The sequence below is a fragment of the Anoxybacillus sp. ST4 genome (genome assembly GCF_019448545.1).
Lineage (GTDB): Bacteria > Bacillota > Bacilli > Bacillales > Anoxybacillaceae > Anoxybacillus > Anoxybacillus pushchinoensis.
The window spans coordinates 147,304-170,432 of sequence record NZ_JAHZOE010000004.1; the positions used below are offsets into that span (position 1 = coordinate 147,304).

Annotated in this window: 20 protein-coding genes; 6 read left to right on the plus strand and 14 right to left on the minus strand. The window is 42.6% G+C overall.

What is annotated here, in order from left to right; genetic code table 11:
* Nucleotides 1-63: 63 nt before the first annotated feature.
* The 5 genes from K1I44_RS05130 to K1I44_RS05150 form a co-directional block, all read right to left on the minus strand.
* Nucleotides 64-1,488 carry a glycoside hydrolase family 32 protein gene (locus K1I44_RS05130; RefSeq protein ID WP_219985461.1) on the minus strand — a complete coding sequence of 475 codons (1,425 nt, stop codon included), beginning with the start codon at nt 1,486-1,488 and terminating at the stop codon, nt 64-66.
* On the minus strand, nt 1,485-2,444 hold the full coding sequence (locus K1I44_RS05135) for an aminoimidazole riboside kinase (RefSeq protein WP_219985462.1): 960 nt from the start codon (nt 2,442-2,444) through the stop codon (nt 1,485-1,487). Before K1I44_RS05135 ends, K1I44_RS05130 begins: the two co-directional genes overlap by 4 nt.
* 43 nt (nt 2,445-2,487) lie before the next feature.
* Complete coding sequence (locus K1I44_RS05140; RefSeq protein ID WP_219985463.1) at nt 2,488-3,858, minus strand: sucrose-specific PTS transporter subunit IIBC; 1,371 nt, start codon at nt 3,856-3,858, stop codon at nt 2,488-2,490.
* A gap of 182 nt (nt 3,859-4,040) precedes the next feature.
* On the minus strand, nt 4,041-4,871 hold the full coding sequence (locus tag K1I44_RS05145) for a PRD domain-containing protein (RefSeq protein WP_003397119.1): 831 nt from the start codon (nt 4,869-4,871) through the stop codon (nt 4,041-4,043).
* Between the two features lie 40 nt (nt 4,872-4,911).
* Entirely contained in the window at nt 4,912-5,394 is a 483-nt protein-coding gene (locus K1I44_RS05150) for a PTS sugar transporter subunit IIA (RefSeq protein ID WP_003397122.1), read from the minus strand.
* A gap of 208 nt (nt 5,395-5,602) precedes the next feature.
* Here K1I44_RS05150 and K1I44_RS05155 point away from each other — a divergent pair, with 208 nt between their 5' ends.
* Both K1I44_RS05155 and ald read left to right on the plus strand, forming a co-directional pair.
* Nucleotides 5,603-6,832 (plus strand): PucR family transcriptional regulator, encoded by a 1,230-nt coding sequence (locus K1I44_RS05155; protein ID WP_035044966.1) that lies wholly within the window; start codon nt 5,603-5,605, stop codon nt 6,830-6,832.
* A gap of 120 nt (nt 6,833-6,952) precedes the next feature.
* Complete coding sequence (gene ald, locus K1I44_RS05160; RefSeq protein ID WP_219985464.1) at nt 6,953-8,083, plus strand: alanine dehydrogenase; 1,131 nt, start codon at nt 6,953-6,955, stop codon at nt 8,081-8,083.
* Nucleotides 8,084-8,122: 39 nt separating this feature from the next.
* Here the strand turns inward: ald and K1I44_RS05165 are convergent, their stop codons facing one another.
* The 3 genes from K1I44_RS05165 to K1I44_RS05175 form a co-directional block, all read right to left on the minus strand.
* Entirely contained in the window at nt 8,123-8,845 is a 723-nt protein-coding gene (locus K1I44_RS05165; protein ID WP_003397127.1) for an amino acid ABC transporter ATP-binding protein, read from the minus strand.
* Nucleotides 8,842-9,495: an amino acid ABC transporter permease gene (locus K1I44_RS05170; protein WP_003397130.1), complete on the minus strand. Its 654-nt coding sequence runs from the start codon at nt 9,493-9,495 to the stop codon at nt 8,842-8,844. The genes K1I44_RS05165 and K1I44_RS05170 overlap by 4 nt, the downstream gene beginning before the upstream one ends.
* Before the next feature lie 66 nt (nt 9,496-9,561).
* Nucleotides 9,562-10,362 (minus strand): basic amino acid ABC transporter substrate-binding protein, encoded by an 801-nt coding sequence (locus K1I44_RS05175; RefSeq protein ID WP_219985465.1) that lies wholly within the window; start codon nt 10,360-10,362, stop codon nt 9,562-9,564.
* A gap of 265 nt (nt 10,363-10,627) precedes the next feature.
* Between K1I44_RS05175 and pflB the strand changes: the two genes are divergently transcribed.
* On the plus strand, nt 10,628-12,886 hold the full coding sequence (pflB, locus tag K1I44_RS05180; RefSeq protein ID WP_219985488.1) for a formate C-acetyltransferase: 2,259 nt from the start codon (nt 10,628-10,630) through the stop codon (nt 12,884-12,886).
* 47 nt (nt 12,887-12,933) lie between these two features.
* Nucleotides 12,934-13,662, plus strand: coding sequence for a pyruvate formate-lyase-activating protein (gene pflA / locus K1I44_RS05185; protein WP_219985466.1), 729 nt, complete (start codon nt 12,934-12,936; stop codon nt 13,660-13,662).
* Between the two features lie 8 nt (nt 13,663-13,670).
* On the opposite strand, the gene pgmB is transcribed toward pflA, so the two are convergent.
* From pgmB to K1I44_RS05215, 6 genes are all read right to left on the minus strand, one after another.
* Nucleotides 13,671-14,336, minus strand: a complete 666-nt coding sequence (pgmB, locus tag K1I44_RS05190; RefSeq protein ID WP_219985467.1) for a beta-phosphoglucomutase — start codon at nt 14,334-14,336, stop codon at nt 13,671-13,673.
* Nucleotides 14,329-15,045 carry a TrmH family RNA methyltransferase gene (locus K1I44_RS05195; RefSeq protein ID WP_219985489.1) on the minus strand — a complete coding sequence of 239 codons (717 nt, stop codon included), beginning with the start codon at nt 15,043-15,045 and terminating at the stop codon, nt 14,329-14,331. Before K1I44_RS05195 ends, pgmB begins: the two co-directional genes overlap by 8 nt.
* An 18-nt stretch (nt 15,046-15,063) precedes the next feature.
* Entirely contained in the window at nt 15,064-15,546 is a 483-nt protein-coding gene (gene ybaK, locus K1I44_RS05200; RefSeq protein WP_255573220.1) for a Cys-tRNA(Pro) deacylase, read from the minus strand.
* Between the two features lie 76 nt (nt 15,547-15,622).
* Nucleotides 15,623-18,226 (minus strand): bifunctional acetaldehyde-CoA/alcohol dehydrogenase, encoded by a 2,604-nt coding sequence (adhE, locus tag K1I44_RS05205; protein WP_219985469.1) that lies wholly within the window; start codon nt 18,224-18,226, stop codon nt 15,623-15,625.
* A 175-nt stretch (nt 18,227-18,401) separates the two neighbouring features.
* On the minus strand, nt 18,402-18,629 hold the full coding sequence (locus K1I44_RS05210; protein WP_219985470.1) for a hypothetical protein: 228 nt from the start codon (nt 18,627-18,629) through the stop codon (nt 18,402-18,404).
* 90 nt (nt 18,630-18,719) lie between these two features.
* On the minus strand, nt 18,720-20,003 hold the full coding sequence (locus tag K1I44_RS05215) for a transcriptional regulator (protein ID WP_219985471.1): 1,284 nt from the start codon (nt 20,001-20,003) through the stop codon (nt 18,720-18,722).
* A gap of 140 nt (nt 20,004-20,143) precedes the next feature.
* On the opposite strand from K1I44_RS05215, the gene K1I44_RS05220 reads away from it, so the two are divergent.
* Nucleotides 20,144-21,658 (plus strand): FAD-dependent oxidoreductase, encoded by a 1,515-nt coding sequence (locus K1I44_RS05220; protein ID WP_219985472.1) that lies wholly within the window; start codon nt 20,144-20,146, stop codon nt 21,656-21,658.
* Nucleotides 21,655-23,124, plus strand: coding sequence for a spore germination protein (locus K1I44_RS05225; RefSeq protein WP_219985473.1), 1,470 nt, complete (start codon nt 21,655-21,657; stop codon nt 23,122-23,124). Before K1I44_RS05220 ends, K1I44_RS05225 begins: the two co-directional genes overlap by 4 nt.
* Nucleotides 23,125-23,129 lie beyond the last annotated feature (5 nt).

The window sequence follows — 23,129 nt, forward strand, 5'->3', positions numbered from 1 at the left end:
TGAAGGAATACTCCCTTTTCTTTCATCATACGAAAATAGTTGAACATTTGACAAGCAAAAGTTTTAACATAATTTCCACTTGTATAAGTGAAACGCGGCTCGTCCATTTGTTTTAAATACAATATGTTCGTTTTTCTCATGTGGGAAAAACCGTGCTGTAAACACTTCTTCACCTTCATTTAAGAAAATTTCGATGGACGATGTATCGATGAATATATGGAGTGTTCGCAAATTCGATAAAACGCACTGTCTTTTTTCTTTTTCACCTTGCCGTGCAAAGCTTTCACGTTGTAGCGTGGCCACCCTTTTCTCAAAATCATATGAAAACGAAACATCGTTTTGTATGTCAATGGATAAAACACCTTGACCTTCAATATGCTTAAGTAACAGCTCAACCGTTTTTCCTTTCACTCCATCAAATTGCATCGTTTCTTTGTGCAACGATACATTTGGATAGTGAACTTCGTCGCTTCGGAGCAACTGCAATTGCTCAATCGGTCGTTGATATAATTTATCGCCAACTAAAACGAGTTCACGAGGCAACGTTAATGCATGTACCCATCGGTAAGCGATCGTTGGATGTTTATCTTCATCTTGGTCGGGAACGCCCATCCAGGCGATCATAATACGGCGACCGTATTCATCGACCATCGTTTGCGGAGCATAAAATTCAAATCCTCGATCTAATTCAGTGAATGTGCCATGTGCATATTGCCCCGTCTCGTAGTTCATCTGTCCGACGAAATATCCTGCTTGATATACGTTTTGGTAATGCATACCTTCTGGTTGTAATCCTTGTGGGCAGACGATGAGAACATCTTTTCCACCCAAACGGAATACATCTGGACACTCCCACATGTAACCGAAATTTCCGTTCTCACCGCCTGCAATAGCCCCTACATGTTCCCAATGCACAAGATCGTGGGAACGGAATAATACTGCCTTTCCGTCTAGTTGAGCGCTTTGAGCACCGATAACCATGTACCATGTATTTTCGTGCTTCCAAACTTTTGGATCTCGAAAATGAGCAGTATAACCGTCCGGGAGGTGAATAACAACCCCCTTTTTTTCAAAGTGAAGGCCGTCATTTGATATCGCCATGCATTGATACGTATGTCGCACTCCTTGATCATCTTTTACATTTCCTGTATAAAAAAGCGTCAACACACCGTCATTGTCTACAGCACTCCCTGAATAGCAACCGTTTCGGTCAAACCATTCGTCTGGAGCTAGCGCTGGCACTTGTGTTTGCCAATGAATAAGGTCGCGTGACGTATAATGCCCCCAAAATTTCGCCCCATGTGTCGTTTGAAACGGCATCCATTGATAAAATACGTGGTATTCGCCGCGCCAGTAAATGAGTCCATTTGGATCGTTCATTAGTCCGACAGGAGGCATTAAATGATAACGCAAGCGATTCGGGTCACTTTCAACAATCGATGCATACTTTTTTATTTCTTCCTCAGCTAATTGTATGAGCGATTTCATCTCGACCAACCTTCTCGTAAAATTCGTTCGACTTCATCACGCGTCGGTAAAGCTGTCATCGCCCCTTTTGTTGATGCAGCTAGCGCCCCTGAAACACTCGCAAAACGCGCCATTTGTTCAACTTCCGCAAGCGACAAGTCGTCGATCGTCCCTTCTCGCTCATGCAAGCAATAAAGCATACCGGAAACAAACGCATCTCCTGCCCCTGTCGTATCCACCGCCTCTACTTTAAGCGCTGGGGTAAATACCGATCCTTCCCTCGTGAACGCATAACTTCCGTTTTCTCCTAGCGTGACGACAATGAGTGGAATGTTGTAGGAAGCAAGGGCATCTACACCTTTTTGAATATCTTCTTCCCCTGTAATAAATGTCAATTCCTCTTCGGAAATTTTCAATACGTCCGCTTCAGTTAACATAGATATAATCATTTGGCGAGCTTGTTGTTCGCTTTCCCACAGACCGAGACGTAAATTCGGGTCATACGAGACGATCATTCCATTTTCTTTAGCTAACATAACAGCCCGCTTTGTCGCGCTTCGTGCTGGTTCGCTAATAAGTGAAATAGAACCAAAATGGAGAATGCGATGCGTCCGAAATAACGACTCATCCACTTCCTTTTCGCTTAAAAAGCGATCGGCACTCGGATTAATGTAAAAATCAAAGCTTCGTTCTCCGTTTTCGGCTAATGTCACAAAAACAACACCGGTACGAACATCGTCACTAAATTGAAGCGAAGTTGTGTTGACACCGTATTCATCGAGCGTTTCTTTCAAAAAGACACCGAGTACGTCACGTCCGACTTTTCCAACAAATGTCGATGGTATGCCAAGCCGTGCGACACCGACCGCGACATTCGCTGGCGCCCCACCAGGACTTTTTTGGTAAGCCCGATTTGTTGCATCGAGCGGAATAAAATCAATTAACGCTTCACCAAGACTAATAATTCCTTTCTTCATCGTTATTCCCTCCTACAAAAAAAGGCGAGTATTCGCTCGCCTCTTATTCTTCTTTAAATCCTAATATCCATGTTGCCACAAACGCTGTACCGACGGCAATCGCAAAACCGATTAAATAATTTATTAAGTTCGTCATCCCCATTGGTGCGACGATCGCAATCATTGGGATGCCCGTTAATCCATATGCATTTGCGACAACGTTTGTAAATACAACATACGCTCCACCAGCCGCTCCACCAATTGCTGCTGCAATAAACGGTTTTCGATATTTTAAGTTCACTCCAAAAATAACGGGTTCAGTAATACCTAAAAATGCAGAAAAGGCTGCCGGCAAAGCAATTTCTTTCGTTTTTGTACGCTTCGACTTTAAAAATACGGCCAAACCTGCTCCACCTTGGGCAACGTTTGCCATTGACCAAATTGGCAATAAATAGTTTTTACCAATATCGGCAAGCAAACCAGCTTCGATAGCATGGAAGCTATGATGCACTCCTGTGATGACGATCATCGAATACAAACCACCGAAAATAAGACCTGCCAACGCCCCACCTGTATCATATACAAAATTTAACGTTGTCGTAATACCTTTCCCTACGATGTTTCCAAGTGGGCCGATTACTAAAATAGCAGTAAAGCCTGTTAAAATGACAGTCACAAATGGCGTGACAAGTAAATCTACTGCATGCGGAACAACTTTTCGTAAACTTCTTTCAATTTTGCTCATGACATATGTTGCAAGTAAAATCGGAATAACAGTTCCTTGATACCCGATCATGGCGATATCAAAGCCGAGGAAATGCAAATACTCTGGTTCAGCACTTCCTAATCCCCATGGATTTAATAAAGCCGGATGGGTCATAATTCCACCAATAACTGCTCCTAAAAACGGATTTCCACCAAATTCTTTGGCAGCACTATAGCCAATTAAAATTGGCAAAATGATGAAAGCAGCGCTTGAAAACATGTCCAACAATACAATCCAGGCGCTATCAGGTGCTACCCAATTGAACGCTTTCATCATACCAAGTAATCCCATCAATAAACCGCTAGCTACAATGGCAGGGATAATCGGAACAAAAATATTAGACAATGTTTTCGCGAGCCGAGCAAGCGGATTCATTTTTTGCTTTAACGCCTCTTGATGTGCATCTGCATTTGCATGTTGTAAGCCCACTTGTTTAACAAATTGTTCATGCACCTTATTAACGACGCCTGTACCAAAAATAATTTGATACTGACCGGAGCTAGAAAAAGCACCTTTCACCCCATCTAATTGTTCGATAGCTTCGTGGTTCACTTTTGTTTCGTCTTTTAAAACAAGACGAAGACGAGTTGCACAATGAACAGCGCTAATGACGTTTTCCTTCCCACCAAGCAACGAAACGAGTTGCTCACTAATTTGTTCGTAATTCATATTCACCCCTCCTGTTATTATATGGAAAACAAAAAGACCTAAAACGTACATACGAATGCCGTTAAGCTTCGTCGTACATTTTAGGTCTTGCCTGCAAAGCAGTCACAATCCTACATCATTCAATTTTTATCCGCTTTCATTTTAACTTATTATTCAATTTAAGTCAATATACAACAAATATATTATTTTGTAGTTAGACGTTGGATATGCAACGTAATATAAGCGAGTTCCGTCACAGGAAATTCGATGCCGTATTCTTTTTTCGCATATTCAGCCATCGCCATCGCACATGCAAATTCTTTTTCGTACTTTTTTTGAATAAGCGCTAACATATCTGGATCCATAGTATGAAACAGCTCACCATTTTCTATTCGATTAAGCGCAAAGCGTAAATGGGTAACAAGCCGCTGATAAGATATGCTTTCTTCATCAATATGAATGCGTAACGTTTGCTTCATGAAATCAATCATTTCGCGAATTAAAGTCGTTTGCTGTAACGTTTTATTCATACTGGCTGCGTCCATTTTCGCGGTATGAATGTGAAGCGCAATATGGGCAACTTCATCATCCGGAATGTCAATACCGAGACGGTCGCGAATAAGCTGCTTTGCCCAAAGACCAATTTGGTACTCTTTCTTATACAGCACTTTAATTTCATTTAACAATTTATTTTGAATTTGATACCCTTGCTGAATGCGTTCAATCGCAAACGACAAATGATCCGTTAATGCAATGTGAATGTGGTTATTCAACGGTGCTTGCAACTGTCCTTCTGCATAGCTAATAATTTCTTCGGCAATATCGATATGTTCTTCAGGAAGAGTACGCAACAACTCTTGGAATTTTTCGTTTTCTTCTTCCATCACAAAAATTTTCTCGATTTTCGCACGAGGTACGATGTCGTTTTTCTTTTTTTGAAACGCGATACCCGGTCCCATTACAATTTTTTCTTGACCCTCATCCAATACAACGACGGCGTTATTATTTAAAATTTTATGAATTCGCAACGTCATCTTCGTCCCCTTAACGATCTATTTCGTTATATCACTTATATTACTTCAAATGTACTTTCATTAAAACGGTCTTCCCTCTTTCCACTTGTTCCACATGTTCCCAACCATACTCTTTCACCGCATCCCCGTTCGTTATGACTACAGGAGTAAGATCGCTTTTCGCCTTTTGTTGCACAAGCGATACATCAAACGACAAAAGCAAGTCACCAGCCTTCACACGCTCTCCCGCTTTCACATACGCTTCAAACCCTTCCCCTTGCATATGAACAGTATCGATTCCAACATGTATAAGAATTTCTAATCCTCCCTCTGAACGCAAACCTACTGCATGTTTCGTCGGGAATACTTGTACGACCTCTCCATTGACTGGTGAAACAACAACACCGTCTATTGCCTCGATCGCCAAACCCTCTCCCATCATCTTTTGGGCAAATACAGGGTCTGGAACATCATCGAGCGGTCGCACATTTCCTGTTAACGGGGCGACAATCGTTTCTTCACGTTTACGAAGCCATTTAAACATTTGAAATATCCCCCCTTATAAAGAATTATTTGGATAAAAACAAAAGACCTAAAACGCAAGGAAGACACGACTCTCCCATCCGTTTTAGGTCTTGCCTGCTTATGCAGTCACAATCCTACGTATTTAGCTTCTTCTTATAAGTTAAAGTAAGCTCTTTCATTTGTCAATATGCTACAATAATCATAAGACAACATACGAAACGGAGTGGATGTTTGTGAACCCTTTTGCCACTCATTTTGACAGCTTAGAGGAGTTTGCCGATCGTGTGAGCGAACTGTTACAATGTCCGATTACAATTGAAGATGCAAACCATCGCCTAATGGCTTATAGCGGACATGAACATTACACTGATCCCGCCCGCACAGCGACCATCATTCACCGACGCGTACCGGAGCGAGTCATTAACAGTTTATGGCGTGAAGGAGTGATTCCAAAGCTTTTGCAAAGCGAACAGCCTGTCCGTGTGGCACAAATTTCAGAAGTAGGACTTGGCAATCGCATCGCCATTTCAATTTGGAAAAATAAAGAGGTGCTCGGATTTATTTGGGCAATTGAAATGGATGAACCTTGGACGGAACAACAATTCGATGTATTAAAACAGGCTGCAAAAGCGGCAAAAAATTTATTGTTGCAAGTGCAAATTCGGAAGCATAAAAAAGAAGAGCGCATTCAAGAATTTTTTTGGAAGCTATTAACCGGACACTTTTCGTCTCCGCACGATATTGTTGAACAATGCAACGAATTAAACGTACACGTATATCCGTTTTTTGCTGTTGGCATTTTTCAATTTCAACAACATATTCAAACGCAAGTGGAAAGGCAAATTGATTACTTATTAAAGACGACACAACAGCTTGCCGTGCCGCTCTATACGATCGATCATCAACGGCTCATCGTGCTTGTCGCCCCAAGTTCGAACGTCTACGGTGAAGCGCATATTGAACGGTTTTTCCGTTCGTTTATGACGCAAATGAAAGAACGTTTTCGCGTCGACATTGTAATGGGGGCTTTCGGAAACGTATATGAATGTTATACGAACATCGCTAAAAGCTACGAAGAAGCACAAACCGTATTAAAAATGAAGCGCGCATTTCCTCATCAACTTGCTGATGTTCAAAGTTACCAACATCTCGGCATGTATCAGTTTTTCGATTTACTTTTTGAGAAAAAGCGACATGGGGATTTCCACAATGCTGCGCTCGACAAGCTGAAACAATACGATGCTCAACATCATACAAACTTAGTCGAAACGATCGAAACGTATCTCGATTACGACAGCAATGTGAACGAAACGGCAAAAGCGCTCAATATTCATCCAAATACGCTTGCTTATCGGCTAAAGCGAATTAGCGAAATCGGACATATCGACTTAAGCAATATGAGTGAAAAAGTAAAACTATACGTTGATATGAAATTAGACAAATATCGGGCAACATAGCTTTTGTGGAAATCCACAAAAGCTTGTTTTTTCTTTCTCTTTTCTAAACAAACAACAAATGATAAAAAACATTTATACTGTAGATAATAATGAAAGAAAACATGAAAGGGGAAACAGCACATGATTATTGGTGTTCCAAAGGAAATTAAAAATAACGAAAATCGCGTAGCCATTACACCTGCTGGCGTTATGTCGTTCGTCAGCAATGGACATACCGTATTAATTGAGAAAAACGCAGGGGTTGGAAGCGGTTTCACAGATGAAGCTTACGTTCAGGCAGGTGCACAAATCGTTGAACGTGCCGCAGATGTATGGGCGCAAGCAGATATGGTGATGAAAGTAAAAGAGCCGCTACCGAGCGAGTACGAATACTTCCGTCCGGGATTAGTATTATTCACATACTTACACCTTGCTGCTGAACCAGAGTTAGCGCGCGCACTTAAAGAAAAAGGCGTCATCGCGATCGCTTATGAAACGGTACAGGTTGGTCGCACGCTACCGCTCTTAACTCCGATGAGCGAAGTGGCGGGACGTATGGCAGCGCAAATCGGTGCCCAATTCCTTGAAAAAACAAAAGGTGGAAAAGGTATTCTTCTTTCCGGTGTTCCAGGCGTTAGCCGCGGAAAAGTAACGATTATCGGCGGTGGCGTCGTTGGAACAAACGCTGCGAAAGTTGCGATCGGCTTAGGCGCAAACGTAACAATTATCGACTTAAGCGCCGAACGTTTACGTGAACTTGATGATATTTTCGGAAGCCAAATTAATACGCTTATGTCTAACCCAATGAACATCGCGCAAGCTGTCGCCGAGTCCGACCTTGTGATCGGTGCCGTATTAATTCCTGGGGCGAAAGCGCCAAAACTAGTGACAGAAGAAATGGTAAAAGCGATGCAACCAGGCTCTGTCATCGTTGACGTAGCAATTGACCAAGGCGGTATTGTTGAAACGAGCGACCACGTAACAACGCACGACAACCCAACATATGTGAAACACGGCGTCGTTCACTACGCAGTAGCGAATATGCCTGGAGCTGTGCCACGTACATCAACACTTGCGCTCACAAACGTCACAATGCCGTACGCGTTACAAATTGCAAATAAAGGCGTACACAAAGCGGTTGCAGACAACCCTGCATTACGCCTTGGTGTAAACGTCGCAAACGGAGAAATCACATACGAAGCAGTCGCACGCGACCTCGGTTACGACTACGTTCCGGTTGAAGTAGCTTTGGAAAAACAACTATTAGCATAAAAAAACAAAAGGTGTCCTGACAAACGGGACACCTTTTTCCTATAACACTTTGGATAAAAACGACTTCGTTCGCTCATGTTGTGGTGCATCAAAAATTTGTTGTGGCGTTCCTTCCTCTACGATCACTCCACCGTCCATAAAGAGAACACGATCCCCGACTTCACGCGCAAATCCCATTTCATGCGTCACGACGACCATCGTCATTCCTTCTTTCGCCAACTGCTTCATAACCGCAAGCACCTCACCGACCATTTCTGGATCAAGGGCAGATGTCGGTTCATCAAACAACATCACTTTCGGTTCCATCGCAAGCGCACGAGCGATCGCGACCCGCTGCGCCTGTCCGCCCGATAAAGAGTCCGGATATACGTTCGCCTTATCTTGCAAACCGACTTTCGCAAGCAATTGTAGCGCTTTTTCTGTCGCTTTTTCCTTTGGCCATTTGCGCACTTTCATCGGAGCAAGTGTGATGTTATCAAGCACCGTCATATGCGGAAATAAATTGAATCGTTGAAATACCATTCCTACTTCTTCGCGCACTTTATTTAAATCCGTTTTCGGATCTTTTAAATGGAATCCATCGACGATAATATCGCCTTCATCGAAATCTTCAAGCATGTTTAAACAACGTAAAAATGTCGATTTTCCTGAACCGGAAGGACCAATGACAACGACAACTTCTTTTTCACGAATATGCACGTCAATTCCTTTTAACACGTGTAGCGATCCGTACGATTTTTTTAAGTTGGTCACTTGAATCATGCATCATACCTTCTTTCTAACCGGTGTAACAGCTTGCTTAGCGAAAGAGTGAGAATTAAATAAATAAGGGCAACAGTTAAGTAAGGCTCCCAAACGCGATAATATTGACCTTGCATCGCCCGTCCCCAATACATGAGTTCAGGTGCTGCAATGATAGCCGCAAGTGACGAGTCTTTAATAAGGACGATAAATTCATTGCCAAGCGGTGGGATCATTCGTTTAATCGCTTGCGGTAAAATGATGTAACGCATCGCTTGTACATGTGTCATACCGAGCGAGCGAGCTGCTTCCATTTGACCACGATCGATCGATTGAATGCCGGCCCGGAAAATTTCTGCGATATACGCAGCTGCGTTTAACGATAAAGAAATCGCTCCTGATACGAGCGGATTCGGCTGCGCTGTAAACATCGGCATGACACCGAAATGAATAAGTAAAATTTGTACAAATAGCGGTGTTCCACGGAAAAAATGAACGTACCAATCAAATGGAAGACGAATGAAGCGGTTTTGAACCATTTTTCCAAGCCCAATTACTAACCCGAGCATCGTCCCAAAGACGATACCGACTAATGATAGGCCGATCGTCCATAATACCCCTTTAAGAAAGAACGGCGCATATTCAACTACAATATCAAAACGAAAATCCATATGTCTCACCTTTCCCTTTGAAAAAATTGCGTAACTGGAGACAGTTACGCAATTTTTACATCAACGTTATTGCTGTTGTTGTAATGATTCAATATTCGGTTCTGTGCCAAACCATTTTTTATAAATTTCTGTATACGTGCCATTTTCAATGACTTTTTTCAACGCTTCGTCTACTTTTTGTTTGAGCTCGCTACCTTTCGGGAACATAAAACCGTAAAATTCGGATTCAAAATGGTCTAGATCTTCAAACGCTACAATTTTAGCATCCGGATTATTTTTTACGTATTCGTTCGCTACCGCATTGTCCGTCACAACTGCCTCCACACCGCCGTTTAATAAATCCATAATCGCAACGACCGTATTCTCAAACTTTTTAATGTTTTTACTCTCTTTTCCTAAAATTTTCTCAACTGCTTCTTGTCCAGTTGTACCATTTTGGACCCCAACTACTTTTCCTTGTAAATCTTTCGCGCTTTTAATCGAACTTCCTTCTTTCACAAGAATCATATGTGTTGATTCAAAGTAAGGAATAGAGAAGTCATATGTTTTTTTCCGATCGTCGTTGATCGTAATGCCCGAAACAGCCATATCCGCTGTTTTCCCTTGAATAGCCGCAAACAATGGATCCCAGCCGATATTTTTTAATTCATATTCTAGTCCAGCTTCTTTCATGACAGCTTTTAATAAATCGACATCAAAGCCGACAATTTCCCCTTTATCCATGTATTCGAATGGAGCAAACGCCGCATCTGTGACGACAGTCATTTTCTTTTCTGTTGTTGCTGTTTTTTCTGTCGAACTACCGCATCCGACAAGCGCAAACATAAGTATAAAAACAAGTGTTGCAATCATTCCTTTTTTTATCATTGTTATTCCCCCTTACTATTTGCTGTAAAATAATAAATACTTGTTTATAAACATGTTATGCTCCTCATGTTTCACATATTATCAGCTTTTTTGTTTTTATGCAACAAATTTTATAAAAATAATTTTCGGAAAAATCTTTATTTTAAAAAATGTTTTCGCTCAATCTTTCACAAATTTTTCAACACTTTATTCTCCCGTGCGTGTAATAAAGTAGTATTCTTTATATAGGGGGTTACTATTCCTTAATGATTGGGAGGAGATTATGATGGCGCTACTTACTGTGAATGAAACGTTAACGGACGCATGGAGAACGTTTAAAGGTGATAAGTGGAAAAAAGAAATTGACGTTCGCGACTTTATTTTAAATAACGTAACCGTTTACACAGGGGATGAATCGTTTTTACAAGGTCCAACTGAAGCGACAAAAACACTTTGGGAACAAGTGATGGAACTTTCAAAACTTGAACGCGAAAAAGGCGGCGTTCTCGACATGGATACAGAAATTGTATCGACCATCACGTCGCACGGACCAGGCTATTTAAACAGGGAACTTGAAAAAGTTGTCGGTTTTCAAACAGATCAGCCATTTAAGCGAGCGCTCATGCCATTTGGGGGCATTCGCATGGCGGAGCAGGCGTGCGAAGCTTACGGATATGAAGTGAGCGATGACGTAAAGAAAATTTTTACTCAATATCGTAAAACGCATAACCAAGGCGTATTTGACGTGTATACGGACGAAATGAAAGCGGCACGTAAAGCCGGAATTATTACAGGACTCCCTGATGCATACGGACGCGGCCGCATTATCGGAGACTATCGCCGCGTTGCTTTATACGGCGTTGATCGTTTAATTGAAGAAAAGAAAAAAGACTTACGAAACACAGGCGCGCGTACAATGAGCGAAGACATCATTCGTCTCCGCGAAGAACTAGCAGAGCAAATTCGCGCCCTCCAAGAACTAAAAGAAATGGCTGCAAGCTACGGCTACGATATTTCAAAGCCGGCGCGCAACGCACATGAGGCGTTTCAATGGCTATACTTTGCTTACCTCGCTGCGATTAAAGAACAAAACGGTGCAGCAATGAGTTTAGGTCGCGTTTCTACGTTTTTAGATATTTATATCGAACGCGACTTGCAAGAAGGGACATTAACAGAACGGGAAGCACAAGAGCTTGTTGACCATTTCGTTATGAAGTTACGCCTCGTCAAATTCGCGCGAACACCAGAATATAATGAGCTATTTAGCGGCGACCCAACGTGGGTAACCGAGTCGATCGGCGGTGTCGCGATTGACGGCCGTCCGCTTGTGACGAAAAACTCGTTCCGCTTCTTGCATACGCTCGACAACTTAGGGCCTGCACCGGAACCAAACTTAACGGTGCTTTGGTCCACACAATTGCCAGAAGCGTTCAAAAAATATTGCGCGAAAATGTCGATTCAAACAAGCTCTATCCAATATGAAAATGACGATTTAATGCGCCCTGAGTTCGGCGATGACTACGGCATTGCGTGCTGCGTATCCGCCATGCGCATCGGCAAACAAATGCAATTTTTCGGCGCGCGCGCAAACCTTGCGAAAGCATTATTATATGCGATTAATGGCGGCGTAGATGAAAAATTAAAAGTGCAAATCGGTCCAGAATTTGCGCCAATCACATCTGAATACTTAGATTACGATGAAGTGATGCGCAAGTTTGATAACGTCATGGAATGGCTTGCTGAATTGTATATTAATACATTAAATGTCATCCATTACATGCACGATAAATATTGTTATGAGCGCATTGAAATGGCGCTCCACGATACGCACATTTTGCGCACGATGGCAACTGGTATCGCTGGGTTGTCCGTTGTCGCTGACTCATTAAGTGCCATTAAATATGCGAAAGTAAAAACGATTCGCGACGAAAACGGCTTAGCTGTCGACTTTGAAATTGAAGGCGACTTCCCGAAATACGGTAACAACGATGATCGTGTAGATTCGATTGCTGTCGATATTGTTGAGCGCTTCATGACAAAATTGCGCAAACATAAAACGTATCGCGATTCAAAACATACAACATCGATCTTAACAATCACGTCAAACGTCGTCTATGGAAAAAAGACAGGAAATACACCAGATGGTCGTCGCGCTGGTGAACCGTTCGCCCCTGGTGCGAATCCATTACACGGTCGCGATACAAAAGGAGCGCTTGCATCGTTAAGCTCTGTCGCAAAATTACCGTATGAATATGCATTAGACGGTATTTCAAACACGTTCTCAATCGTACCAAAAGCGCTTGGGAAAGATGAAGCGACACGCATTCAAAACCTTGTCGCGATTTTAGATGGCTATGCGCAAAAACGCGGTCATCATTTAAACGTCAACGTCTTTAACCGCGACACGTTGCTTGACGCGATGGAACATCCTGAAAAATATCCGCAACTCACCATTCGCGTATCAGGCTATGCGGTCAACTTTATTAAATTAACACGTGAACAACAAATTGACGTCATTAATCGGACGTTCCATGAAACAATGTAATGAAGCTCCCACACATCGTGGGAGCTTTCTACCTAGGAGGAAACAACATGAACGGATTTATTCATTCCATCGAATCGTGCGGGACGGTGGATGGTCCCGGCATTCGTTACGTCATTTTTACTCAAGGCTGTTTATTGCGCTGCCAATATTGCCATAACGCAGATACGTGGGACATCGGCAAAGGAAAACAAATGTCGGTCGAGGAAATTATTGCTGACGCTGAAACGTATTTGCCGTTTATGCAAGCATCCGGTGGTGGGATTACAGTAAGCGGTGGGGAGCCGCTTTTGCAAATCGATTTTTTAATTGAGTTATTTCGCCGTTGTAAACAGCTTGGCATTCATACAACGATTGATTCGTCTGGCGGATGTTATACGACGGAAGCATCATTTCAACAAAAATTAGATGAATTGCTTCAATATACAGATTTAATTTTGCTTGATTTGAAACATATCGATGAAAAAAAACATCGTAAACTAACAGGAAAAACGAATGAACATATTTTAGCGTTTGCGCGCCTATTATCAAAGCGAAACGTACCCGTTTGGATTCGCCATGTGCTCGTTCCAACCGTCACAGACGATGAAGAAGATTTACGTCGCTTAGCTGACTTCATTCGCACGTTAGACAACGTCGAAAAAATTGAAGTTCTTCCGTATCATCAACTCGGCGTATACAAATGGAAAGCACTTGGACTTACGTATCCGCTTGAAGGTATCCCAACGCCATCAGAACAACTTGTTGAAAAAGCAAAACAAATATTAGGCGCAAAATAAGCTGGTCGTCATTGACCAGCTTTTTGCATAAATTTCGCTTTCAACTCATCCCATGTCAATTGCTCCGTCCGTTGCACGAGCCAATCGGGAGACAGCGAGGCTAAATGCACTCCGATGCCGATCGAAAACATATTCGCCTGTTTGATCGCTTTCATTCCCGCTTCCCCATCTTCAATAGCGACACAATGGGATGGGTTGACACGAAGTTGTTTCGCAGCTGTTAAAAAAATTTCTGGATCTGGCTTCATGCGCGTAATTGTTTTTACATCGACAATGACATCGAAAAAAGAGCGCACGTTGAGCCGCTCAACAACGACACTTACGTTTGAACTTGACGATGCGAGCGCCATCGGGACACCGTCGCGCTGAATGTCGCAAAGAAACTCCCTCATTCCCGGCAACACGTCACTTGGCGACAATTGCTCGATCAATTCGCGATAATATCGACCGCGCCGGTCACCAAGGGCTCGTTTTTCTTCCTCCGACCATTCATGCGCCTTTTCCCCAAGAAGCGTCTCAACCATCGCCTGTCTGCTCATCCCTTGTAACTTTTGATTGAGCTGTCGATCAAAGGGCACTCCGATTTCATCGGCGACACGTTTTGTCGCGATATAGTACAGCTCAACCGTATCAGCAATGACGCCATCTAAATCAAAAATCACTGCTTCAATCATTGCGTCCTCCCATTTTCCTTTCCACCATTTTTCTTAGTCGTGGGCTAAGTGAAAGCTTCATCCAATGTTCGTATATTTCTTTCTTTTCCGCTAGCGACAGATGATAACGCTCCCCTGCCACTTGTTTCGCCCGCTTCGTGATTTCATAAAGGGAAATCGCTGCCGCGACAGAAATGTTAAAACTTTGCACAAATCCATTCATCGGAATGACGAACTTTCCATCTGCCAAAGCAAGCGCTTCTTCTGATACCCCACGATGCTCATTTCCGAACAAAAGCACTGTCGGTTTCGCTACGTCAATTTGTTCAAGCGGAATTGTTCCTTCCCCTAAATAGCTCGCATATACTTGATAGCCGTTTTGTTGGAGATGGCGAATTGCCCGCTCAATTGATGAATGTTTATGCACCGTTAACCATTTGTCCGCATGTCGCGTCACCCATTTGTTCGGCTCAAACGGAGCCGCTCCGGTAACGACATGAACGTCTTGAATACCGAACGCTTCCGCCGAACGCAATACCGCTGCCTGATTGTGCGGGTCGTCTACCGCTTCCGTCAAAATGGTAATATACCTCGTCCGTTCGCTTAACACATCGTACATCCGCTTTAAGCGACTTGGCAAAATCATTTCCCAAAGCAAGCGATTGTCGTCAGTTAACAATCCTTCTTCTATACGTTGTGCTAACCATTGCTGTTCTTCCTCTTTTGCCATTCGCACGCGACAACCCTCCTACGCTTTAATGACATGTGCGGTTTTCCCATTTGTCAACTTTAATAAGTCTTGAACAGAAAGCTTCATTTGCGTGCCAATTTTTCCTGCGCTCACAATGATTTGCTCGTGCGCAAGAGCTGATTCGTCAACATACGTGTCGTACATTTTTTTCATCCCAATTGGTGAACAACCGCCGCGCACATACCCTGTCATTTTTTCAATGTCTCCCACAGGCAACATATGCACGCTTTTTTCTCCAACAACAGCCGCCGCTTTTTTTACATGCAACTCCGCTGCGACAGGGATGACGAACACGTAAAGTTGTCCGCTCGTCCCTTTTGTCACAAGCGTTTTATATACAATCTCTTCACGTTGTCCAATTTTTTTCGCAACCGATCTCCCATCAATTTGCCCATCGGCATAGTCATAAGTGAGCAATTCATATGGCACACGTGCGCGATCGAGCATGCGCACAGCATTCGTCTTTGTTTGTTTCACCATCCGTCCCTCGCTTTCCCCTATTAGTGTACCATAAACAAAAAGAAGGGACATCCTTTACGGGACGCCCCTCATTCACTTACACTCCCTTATACGCTTGACGATAAATGTCAGCGAGGTCGCTCACTAACGGCAATTTTGGATTGGCTGTTGTACATTGATCTTCAAACGCTAATTCAGCGAGTTGTTCGACTTTGCTTTCAAACTCTTCTTTTTTCACACCTGTAGCTGCGATGCTTAGCGGCATATCGAGTTCTTTCGCTAGCTTAATGATTGCTTGAACAAGGCTTTCGACACCTTCTTCTGTCGTTTTTGCTGGCAAGCCGAGCAAGCGCGCAATTTGAGCATAACGTTCGTCAGCTACGAAATGTTCGTACTTCGGAAACGCTGTAAACTTCTTCGGTTTTTGCGCATTGTAACGAATGACATGCGGCATTAAAATCGTATTTGCCCGTCCGTGCGGAATATGGAATTCTGCACCAAGTTTATGCGCTAAACTATGGTTAATGCCTAAGAAGGCGTTCGCAAATGCCATACCCGCAATCGTTGACGCGTTATGCATTTTTTCGCGCGCGACTTCATCGTTTCCGTTTCTGTATGCGCGTGGCAAGTATTCAAAAACGAGCTGAATTGCTTTTAAAGCTAATCCGTCTGTATAGTCGTTCGCCATGTTCGATACGTACGCCTCAATCGCATGCGTTAATACGTCCATACCTGTATCTGCTGTAATATGTTTTGGCATCGTCATAACAAATTGTGGGTCAACGATGGCGACATCTGGTGTTAACTCATAATCAGCAAGCGGATATTTGACGTTATTTTTCTTATCTGTAATGACCGCAAACGATGTCACTTCTGAACCTGTACCAGACGTTGTTGGAATCGCCACAAATTGCGCCTTTTGGCCGAGTTTTGGATATTTAAATACACGCTTACGAATATCTAAAAACTTTTGTTTTAACCCATTGAAGTCTGTATTCGGATGTTCATAGAACAACCACATCGCTTTCGCCGCGTCCATTGCCGAACCACCGCCGAGCGCGATGATGACGTCTGGCTGGAACGCATGCATCATGTCGGCACCTTTCATCACTGTTTCAATCGATGGATCCGGCTCAACTTCTGAGAAAATTTCGCAATGCACATAATCTGGGCGTTTGCGTAAATAGTACAACACTTTATCAACATAGCCGAGCTTCACCATACCTGGGTCTGTAACGATAAAGGCACGCGAGATGTTTGGCATTTTCGCTAAATATTGTGTCGCGTATTTTTCAAAATAAATTTTTGGCGGAACTTTAAACCATTGCATGTTTACATTCCTTCTCGCTAATTTTTTAATGTTAATTAAATGTGTCGCCCCAACGTTTGTCGAAACAGAGTTGCCACCGAACGTACCGCAACCGAGCGTCAATGACGGAATGTATGCGTTGTAAATATCACCGATCGCTCCTTGTGAAGATGGGGCGTTCGAGATAATTCTTCCGACTTTCATTCGCTTACCGAATTCAAGAATGACGTCTTGATTTTCCGAATGAATAACAGCCGAGTGGCCAAGCCCGCCAAATTCGAGCATTTCTTCTGCTCGTTTTAATCCTTCTTCTGTACTATTCACCTTATAGCACGCCAATACCGGGCTTAATTTTTCACGAGAAAGCGGCTCTTGCGGACCGACGCTTTTTAGTTCTGCCACAAGAATTTTCGTATCAACTGGCACATCAACGCCTGCCATTTTCGCAATTTCATATGCTGGTTTACCGACGATATTCGGATTGACTGCGCACGTATTTTCATTAATGACGAGCTTTTCAACTTTTTTCTTTTCTTCTTCATTTAAGAAATAACATTTGTTTGCGATCATCTCATTTTTCACAGCATCATAAATTTCTTTATCAATAATGACCGCTTGTTCAGATGCACAAATCATGCCGTTGTCAAACGTTTTTGATAGAATAAGATCGTTCACGGCACGTTTTATATTTGCGGTTTTCTCAATATAGCAAGGCACGTTACCAGGTCCAACCCCTAATGCTGGCTTTCCTGAGCTATATGCCGCTTTAACCATGCCTGCTCCACCTGTCGCAAGAATAAGCGAAACGCCAGGATGATGCATCAGTTGTTGCGTCGCTTCGACAGAAGGCGTTTCGATCCATTGAATACAATGCTCTGGCGCACCCGCCGCAATCGCTGCATCGCGTAAAATGCGTGCCGCTTCACTGCTGCATGTTTGAGCGGATGGGTGGAACGCGAAAATGATTGGATTGCGCGTTTTAATAGAAATGAGCGCTTTAAACATTGTTGTTGACGTTGGGTTTGTTACCGGTGTGACCCCAGCGATCACCCCAACAGGCTCGGCAATTTCAATGATGCCTTCTTGTTCATTTTCTCGGATGACGCCAACCGTTTTATCGTATTTAATGTTATGGTAAATATATTCTGTCGCAAAAATGTTTTTAATAATTTTATCTTCATACACGCCGCGCTTTGTTTCTTCAATAGCTAGTTTCGCTAAATACATATGTTTATCAAGCCCAGCTAACGCCATTTGTTTAACAATATGATCAATCGTTTCTTGATCGTAATCACGAAACGATTTAAGCGCCTTTTGAGCATTAGCAACGAGCGTATCAATCATTTTTGTAACTTCCTTCTTTTGGTCTAATACTTTTTCCTCCACAGCCATATAAGCCCCTCCCATAATTATTCTTGTGAAAAATTTCACAAGTTAATCAAAAATAAAAATGTGATTGTTTTCACATTTTTATTATAATGAATTGGATTTCGTTTGTGTGTGTCAACTTTGTGAAATATTGAGCAAATATATTTTGTAAGAAAACTGCTTCTTGGAAAAGAAGCAGCTACTCACATACGGGATTGCGCGGAATTTTCGTAAACGAAATATCGTTGTACATGCGCGTATTCCGTTTAACGATCACGACGTAGTTAACCGTCCATATATAAGAAGGAATATCTTGGTTATCTTCAAACATCATCGCTTCAAATTCATCGCCAATCATCTCTTCGAATAATTCCAATGTGTATGTTTCTGCATCTGTCGAAAAGTCTCTCCATTCGCATATAAGCATCTTTTGTCACCTCAACTTTTCTGTTGTTACCATTATTGTAACATTATTTTTTTATTTTTAGATTGTGAAATATTGAACAAATCATGAATATTACTTATTCGTTATATATGCTTGTTTCGGATGGTTTGGTTGGTCTGGATACTTTAAGCGCATTTTTCCTTCTGCTAATAACTTTCCTAAATAATTGTTTCGTAAACCGTCTGGCGTCCTTTCTAATAAGTAGGCTAATTCTTTTAACATTAATGGTCGGCGGGCACATAATTGCAAAATCACTTCTTCCATCTTCGCCGGGGCAAGTCTTTTTTTCTTCCGTGCAATCCCAGCAATGCTCCAAAGCTCTTGATCGATATGCATTCCTTCGTTGTTATTTACGGAGTTGATCGATTTATTTAAGGAGCTTTCGGGTTTATTTTCGGAGTTCTGATCTTTATTTAAGGATTTATCTATTATATTAACGGAGCTAAGTTCGTTATTTAAGGAACTTAACTCTTTATTTACGGACTCAAACTCGCTATTATAGGAGTTTAGGTCGTTGTTGTAGGAGTTTTCGTTGTTATTTATGGAGTCCGCTAACTCTACATGCTCCGACCAATCACATATCATTTCTAAATCGTCGTTTTGTTTATGTCTTTTTGGGAAGGACACAACTGGTAATGTTATGACCGTCCGCTCCTGGAAATCGTATTGATCAATGACAGGCTGTTGCAAGCAAATCGTTTCGATCGTTTTCAATCCTAAACCAGCCCGTTTGCAAAAATGAATGTAAATAAACATTTTAAATATATTTGGATTTCGCAAATGGCTCATCCCACCGTTATATGCTTGATCTAAAGGAATGCGAAAAAGCCCTGGATTTGAGAACTGTATAGATGACTGTTGGCGCTCAACAATAATTCCTCCATCTCCGTTATAATCAGCATGAACGAGCGCGTTCATAAGCGCCTCATGAACCGCTTCTTTTTCTTTCTCTAATCCATCTTGCATCTCGTTCATCACTTTAAAATAAAAATCATAAATATTTCCCGACCATGTTCCATCTTGTGAAGTGAAACGATTTGTCCAATGCATATCATTGTCGTCATGCTCACGATATTCCAAAAAGTATTGTGGTAAAACTTCTGTAATCATTCGCTCTTCGCTGAACATAAGGAGCCCTGCTAATGTGAGCCCTTCTTTGTTTGTATCTCGTATTTTTCCCCACGCCCCAATTTTATATAAAAAATCTTTCGTTTCTAACCCGTTCCACGGATGGTTTGGCTTTGCTTTCGCAAATTGTTCGCGATAATGACGAACAGATTCTAAATGCAATTCATTAAGCCCGTAATGTTCTAACACCACGTTATCTTGTAAACGAATGTTTGCATCTTTATTCACTTTCGATCTCCCTCTTACGTTATGTTATAAAAACGTTTCGATACTCGTCTATTTCCATTTTATCATCTTTGCAAATGTTCATCATAAACTTTTCGATTTGGGGAAAATTAAGAAAAACATGGTTATGGAGGAACAAAAACATGTCTCTACCAAAGTTATCACAATCGTATTGGCTACAAACAACAACTATTCCGTCTTTTCCATCTCTGACACAACCGATTGAAACAGATGTAGCGATTATTGGTGGAGGAATAACAGGCATTACGACGGCCTATTTGCTCGCTAAACAAGGCGTGCGTGTCGCCGTCATCGAAGCAGATCGGCTATGTCACGGCACAACAGGGCATACGACTGCAAAAATGACTGCCCAGCATGATCTCATTTATCATGAACTGATAGCCCACTTTGGCGAGGATAGTGCTCGTCAATATTACGAAGCAAATAAAGAAGCATTGCAATCGATTTTGCACATCATAAAAGAACATAATATTCATTGCGACTTATCGGTAGAAGACGCATACGTGTATACGACTGAAGAAACGCAATTATATAAGCTTGAGGCGGAATGGAAAGCGTATGAAACGCTCGGCATCGACGGGGCATATGTCGATCAACTGTCGCTTCCTTTCTCCATCCAAGGTGCAGTCATGATGCGAAACCAAGCGCAATTTCATCCGCTCCATTATATAAAAACATTAGTTGATCTTGCAGTAAAATACGGGGCATCGTTTTATGAAAAAACGGTTGCGGTCGAGATTGAACCGACAACGCAACCCGTCGTGAAGATGAAAAACGGAGCTACCATGACGTGCGATACGGTCATCATTTGTACTCACTTTCCGTTTTTTGATCCTTCTTTTTATTTTGCTCGTTTACATGCCGAACGGTCATACGTTATTGCAGTCGAGTCGCATGAACGATTGCAAGGCATGTATTTAAGCGCAAATGAACCAAAGCGATCTCTTCGCTGCACAACGATGGAAGGCAAGCCACTTCTTCTAATCGGCGGTGAATCGCATAAAGTCGGACAAGGGATCAACATGATTCAACACTATGAAGCGTTACAAGTATTTAGTGAACATATGTTTGATTTATCACATGTGCTATATCGTTGGTCGGCACAAGATCTCGTCACGCTAGACAATCTTCCATACATCGGTCCAATTCGCAAAAGTCTCCCTCACATTCTTGTTGCGACAGGATATCGAAAATGGGGGATGACGACAAGTATGGTCGCTGCTCGTCTTTTGACAGATTTAGCGTTACAAAAAGAAAATCGTTACGCGCATTTATTTACTCCGTCGCGATTTGTCGCTGACCCGTCATTAAACAGTTTGTTGACAGAAGGCATCGATGTCGCTAAACATTTTTTAACTGGAAAGCTCGAATATGCTCTTCGTACCCCGCGCGACATATCGAAAGGGGAAGGGGCAGTGGTCAATGTGGACGGAAAACGGGCAGGTGCCTATCGCGATGAACAAGGCACACTGTATGTCGTCGATACAACGTGTACGCATATGGGTTGCGAACTTGAGTGGAACAATAGTGAAAGATCATGGGACTGCCCGTGCCACGGTTCACGCTTCTGTTTTACTGGAAAAGTGCTAGAAGGACCAGCTATCGAACCACTTCAACAGCTTAAAGGGGATGAATGATGAACGGAATACAACAAACCGTCACGCACTCGCTCGATATGAACGAACAAACGTTGCGTGACTATTTCACAAAAACTCCCGACCTCATTTATTGTCATATATGGATTGGCGAGCCGAAAAAAAGAGCATTGCTCGTATATCTCAATACGCTCGTCGATAAAAACTCGATTAACAATAACATTATTGATCCGCTTTTATTTGAAACGAAACAAATTGGAGCGATTACGGACATTCAATTGCCGATCGGGTCGAAATCATATACGACAAAATGGGAACACGTCATTCAACATGTGTTTCAAGGAGAAACCGCACTATTCCTAGACGGTGACGACCACGTATTGCTGTTGGATACACAAGGATGGCCGCAACGCGCCATTGCAGAACCGCAAGTGGAATCGTCGCTGAAAGGATCGCACCAAGGGTTTATTGAGACGTGCGAAAAAAATATTGCGCTCATTCGACGTTATTTACCGCACCAACAGTTAAAAATTGAAGAGACAACGGTCGGCAGACGCGGTCACACACCTGTCTCTATTTTATATTTAGAAGATGTAGCTCACCCCGAAGTACTACAAGAACTAAAAGATCGCATCGAGCAAATCGACGTCGATACGATCGTCAATACAGGCGAACTTATGCAACTGATTGAAGATAATCCTTTTTCGCCATTTCCGCAATTTTTATTGACGGAACGGCCGGATGCAGCAGTAAGCAACCTACTGCAAGGACGCATCGTCATCGTTGTTGATCGTTCGCCTAGCGTCATGATCGGACCGATGACGTTTATTACCTTCTTCCAAACAGTTGATGACTATAGTACGCGTTGGATGATCGCCTCGTTTTTACGACTTTTGCGGTTACTTGCCTTTTTCATGGCGATTTTTTTACCGTCGGCTTACATTGCGGCCCTTTCGTTTCATTACGAAATTATTCCGCTCAATTTATTGTTAACGGTCGGCGAATCGCGTGAACGGGTTCCTCTTCCTCCGATTCTTGAGGCGATTTTAATGGAACTTGCGATCGAAATGTTGCGTGAAGCAGGGTTACGTTTACCTGCGCCAATCGGGCAAACGGTCGGCATCGTCGGCGGAGTCGTCATCGGGCAAGCAGCCGTTGAAGCTGGCATCGTCAGCAACATTATGGTCGTCATCGTGTCGCTCACAGCGATTGCTTCATTTATTATTCCAAATCCTGATATGTCCGAATCGATTCGCCTATTGCGCTTTCCGATGATGATCGCCGCTTCTTTATTCGGATTAGTCGGAATGGTGATCGGATTTATGGTTATCATCGGGCACCTTATTTCATTGGAGTCGCTTGGCACACCTGCGGGAAGTCCGTTTGCTCCGGCACGACTGCGCGACTGGAAAGATACCATATTGCGCTTCCCGCTCTGGATGATGCGCACGCGTCCGTTATCGGCTCGACCAACACAGCTAACAAGACAAAAAAAAATTCGCAAATAAGTGGT

Bases quoted from the DNA above. Each gene is read 5' to 3' on its own strand.
- K1I44_RS05130 (WP_219985461.1), bottom strand. From the start codon at position 1,488: ATGAAATCGCTCATACAATTAGCTGAGGAAGAAATAAAAAAGTATGCA.
- K1I44_RS05135 (WP_219985462.1), bottom strand. From the start codon at position 2,444: ATGAAGAAAGGAATTATTAGTCTTGGTGAAGCGTTAATTGATTTTATT.
- K1I44_RS05140 (WP_219985463.1), bottom strand. From the start codon at position 3,858: ATGAATTACGAACAAATTAGTGAGCAACTCGTTTCGTTGCTTGGTGGG.
- K1I44_RS05145 (WP_003397119.1), bottom strand. From the start codon at position 4,871: ATGACGTTGCGAATTCATAAAATTTTAAATAATAACGCCGTCGTTGTA.
- K1I44_RS05150 (WP_003397122.1), bottom strand. From the start codon at position 5,394: ATGTTTAAATGGCTTCGTAAACGTGAAGAAACGATTGTCGCCCCGTTA.
- K1I44_RS05155 (WP_035044966.1), top strand. From the start codon at position 5,603: ATGTTTGTGAACCCTTTTGCCACTCATTTTGACAGCTTAGAGGAGTTT.
- ald (WP_219985464.1), top strand. From the start codon at position 6,953: ATGATTATTGGTGTTCCAAAGGAAATTAAAAATAACGAAAATCGCGTA.
- K1I44_RS05165 (WP_003397127.1), bottom strand. From the start codon at position 8,845: ATGATTCAAGTGACCAACTTAAAAAAATCGTACGGATCGCTACACGTG.
- K1I44_RS05170 (WP_003397130.1), bottom strand. From the start codon at position 9,495: ATGGATTTTCGTTTTGATATTGTAGTTGAATATGCGCCGTTCTTTCTT.
- K1I44_RS05175 (WP_219985465.1), bottom strand. From the start codon at position 10,362: ATGATAAAAAAAGGAATGATTGCAACACTTGTTTTTATACTTATGTTT.
- pflB (WP_219985488.1), top strand. From the start codon at position 10,628: ATGGCGCTACTTACTGTGAATGAAACGTTAACGGACGCATGGAGAACG.
- pflA (WP_219985466.1), top strand. From the start codon at position 12,934: ATGAACGGATTTATTCATTCCATCGAATCGTGCGGGACGGTGGATGGT.
- pgmB (WP_219985467.1), bottom strand. From the start codon at position 14,336: ATGATTGAAGCAGTGATTTTTGATTTAGATGGCGTCATTGCTGATACG.
- K1I44_RS05195 (WP_219985489.1), bottom strand. From the start codon at position 15,045: ATGGCAAAAGAGGAAGAACAGCAATGGTTAGCACAACGTATAGAAGAA.
- ybaK (WP_255573220.1), bottom strand. From the start codon at position 15,546: ATGGTGAAACAAACAAAGACGAATGCTGTGCGCATGCTCGATCGCGCA.
- adhE (WP_219985469.1), bottom strand. From the start codon at position 18,226: ATGGCTGTGGAGGAAAAAGTATTAGACCAAAAGAAGGAAGTTACAAAA.
- K1I44_RS05210 (WP_219985470.1), bottom strand. From the start codon at position 18,629: ATGCTTATATGCGAATGGAGAGACTTTTCGACAGATGCAGAAACATAC.
- K1I44_RS05220 (WP_219985472.1), top strand. From the start codon at position 20,144: ATGTCTCTACCAAAGTTATCACAATCGTATTGGCTACAAACAACAACT.
- K1I44_RS05225 (WP_219985473.1), top strand. From the start codon at position 21,655: ATGATGAACGGAATACAACAAACCGTCACGCACTCGCTCGATATGAAC.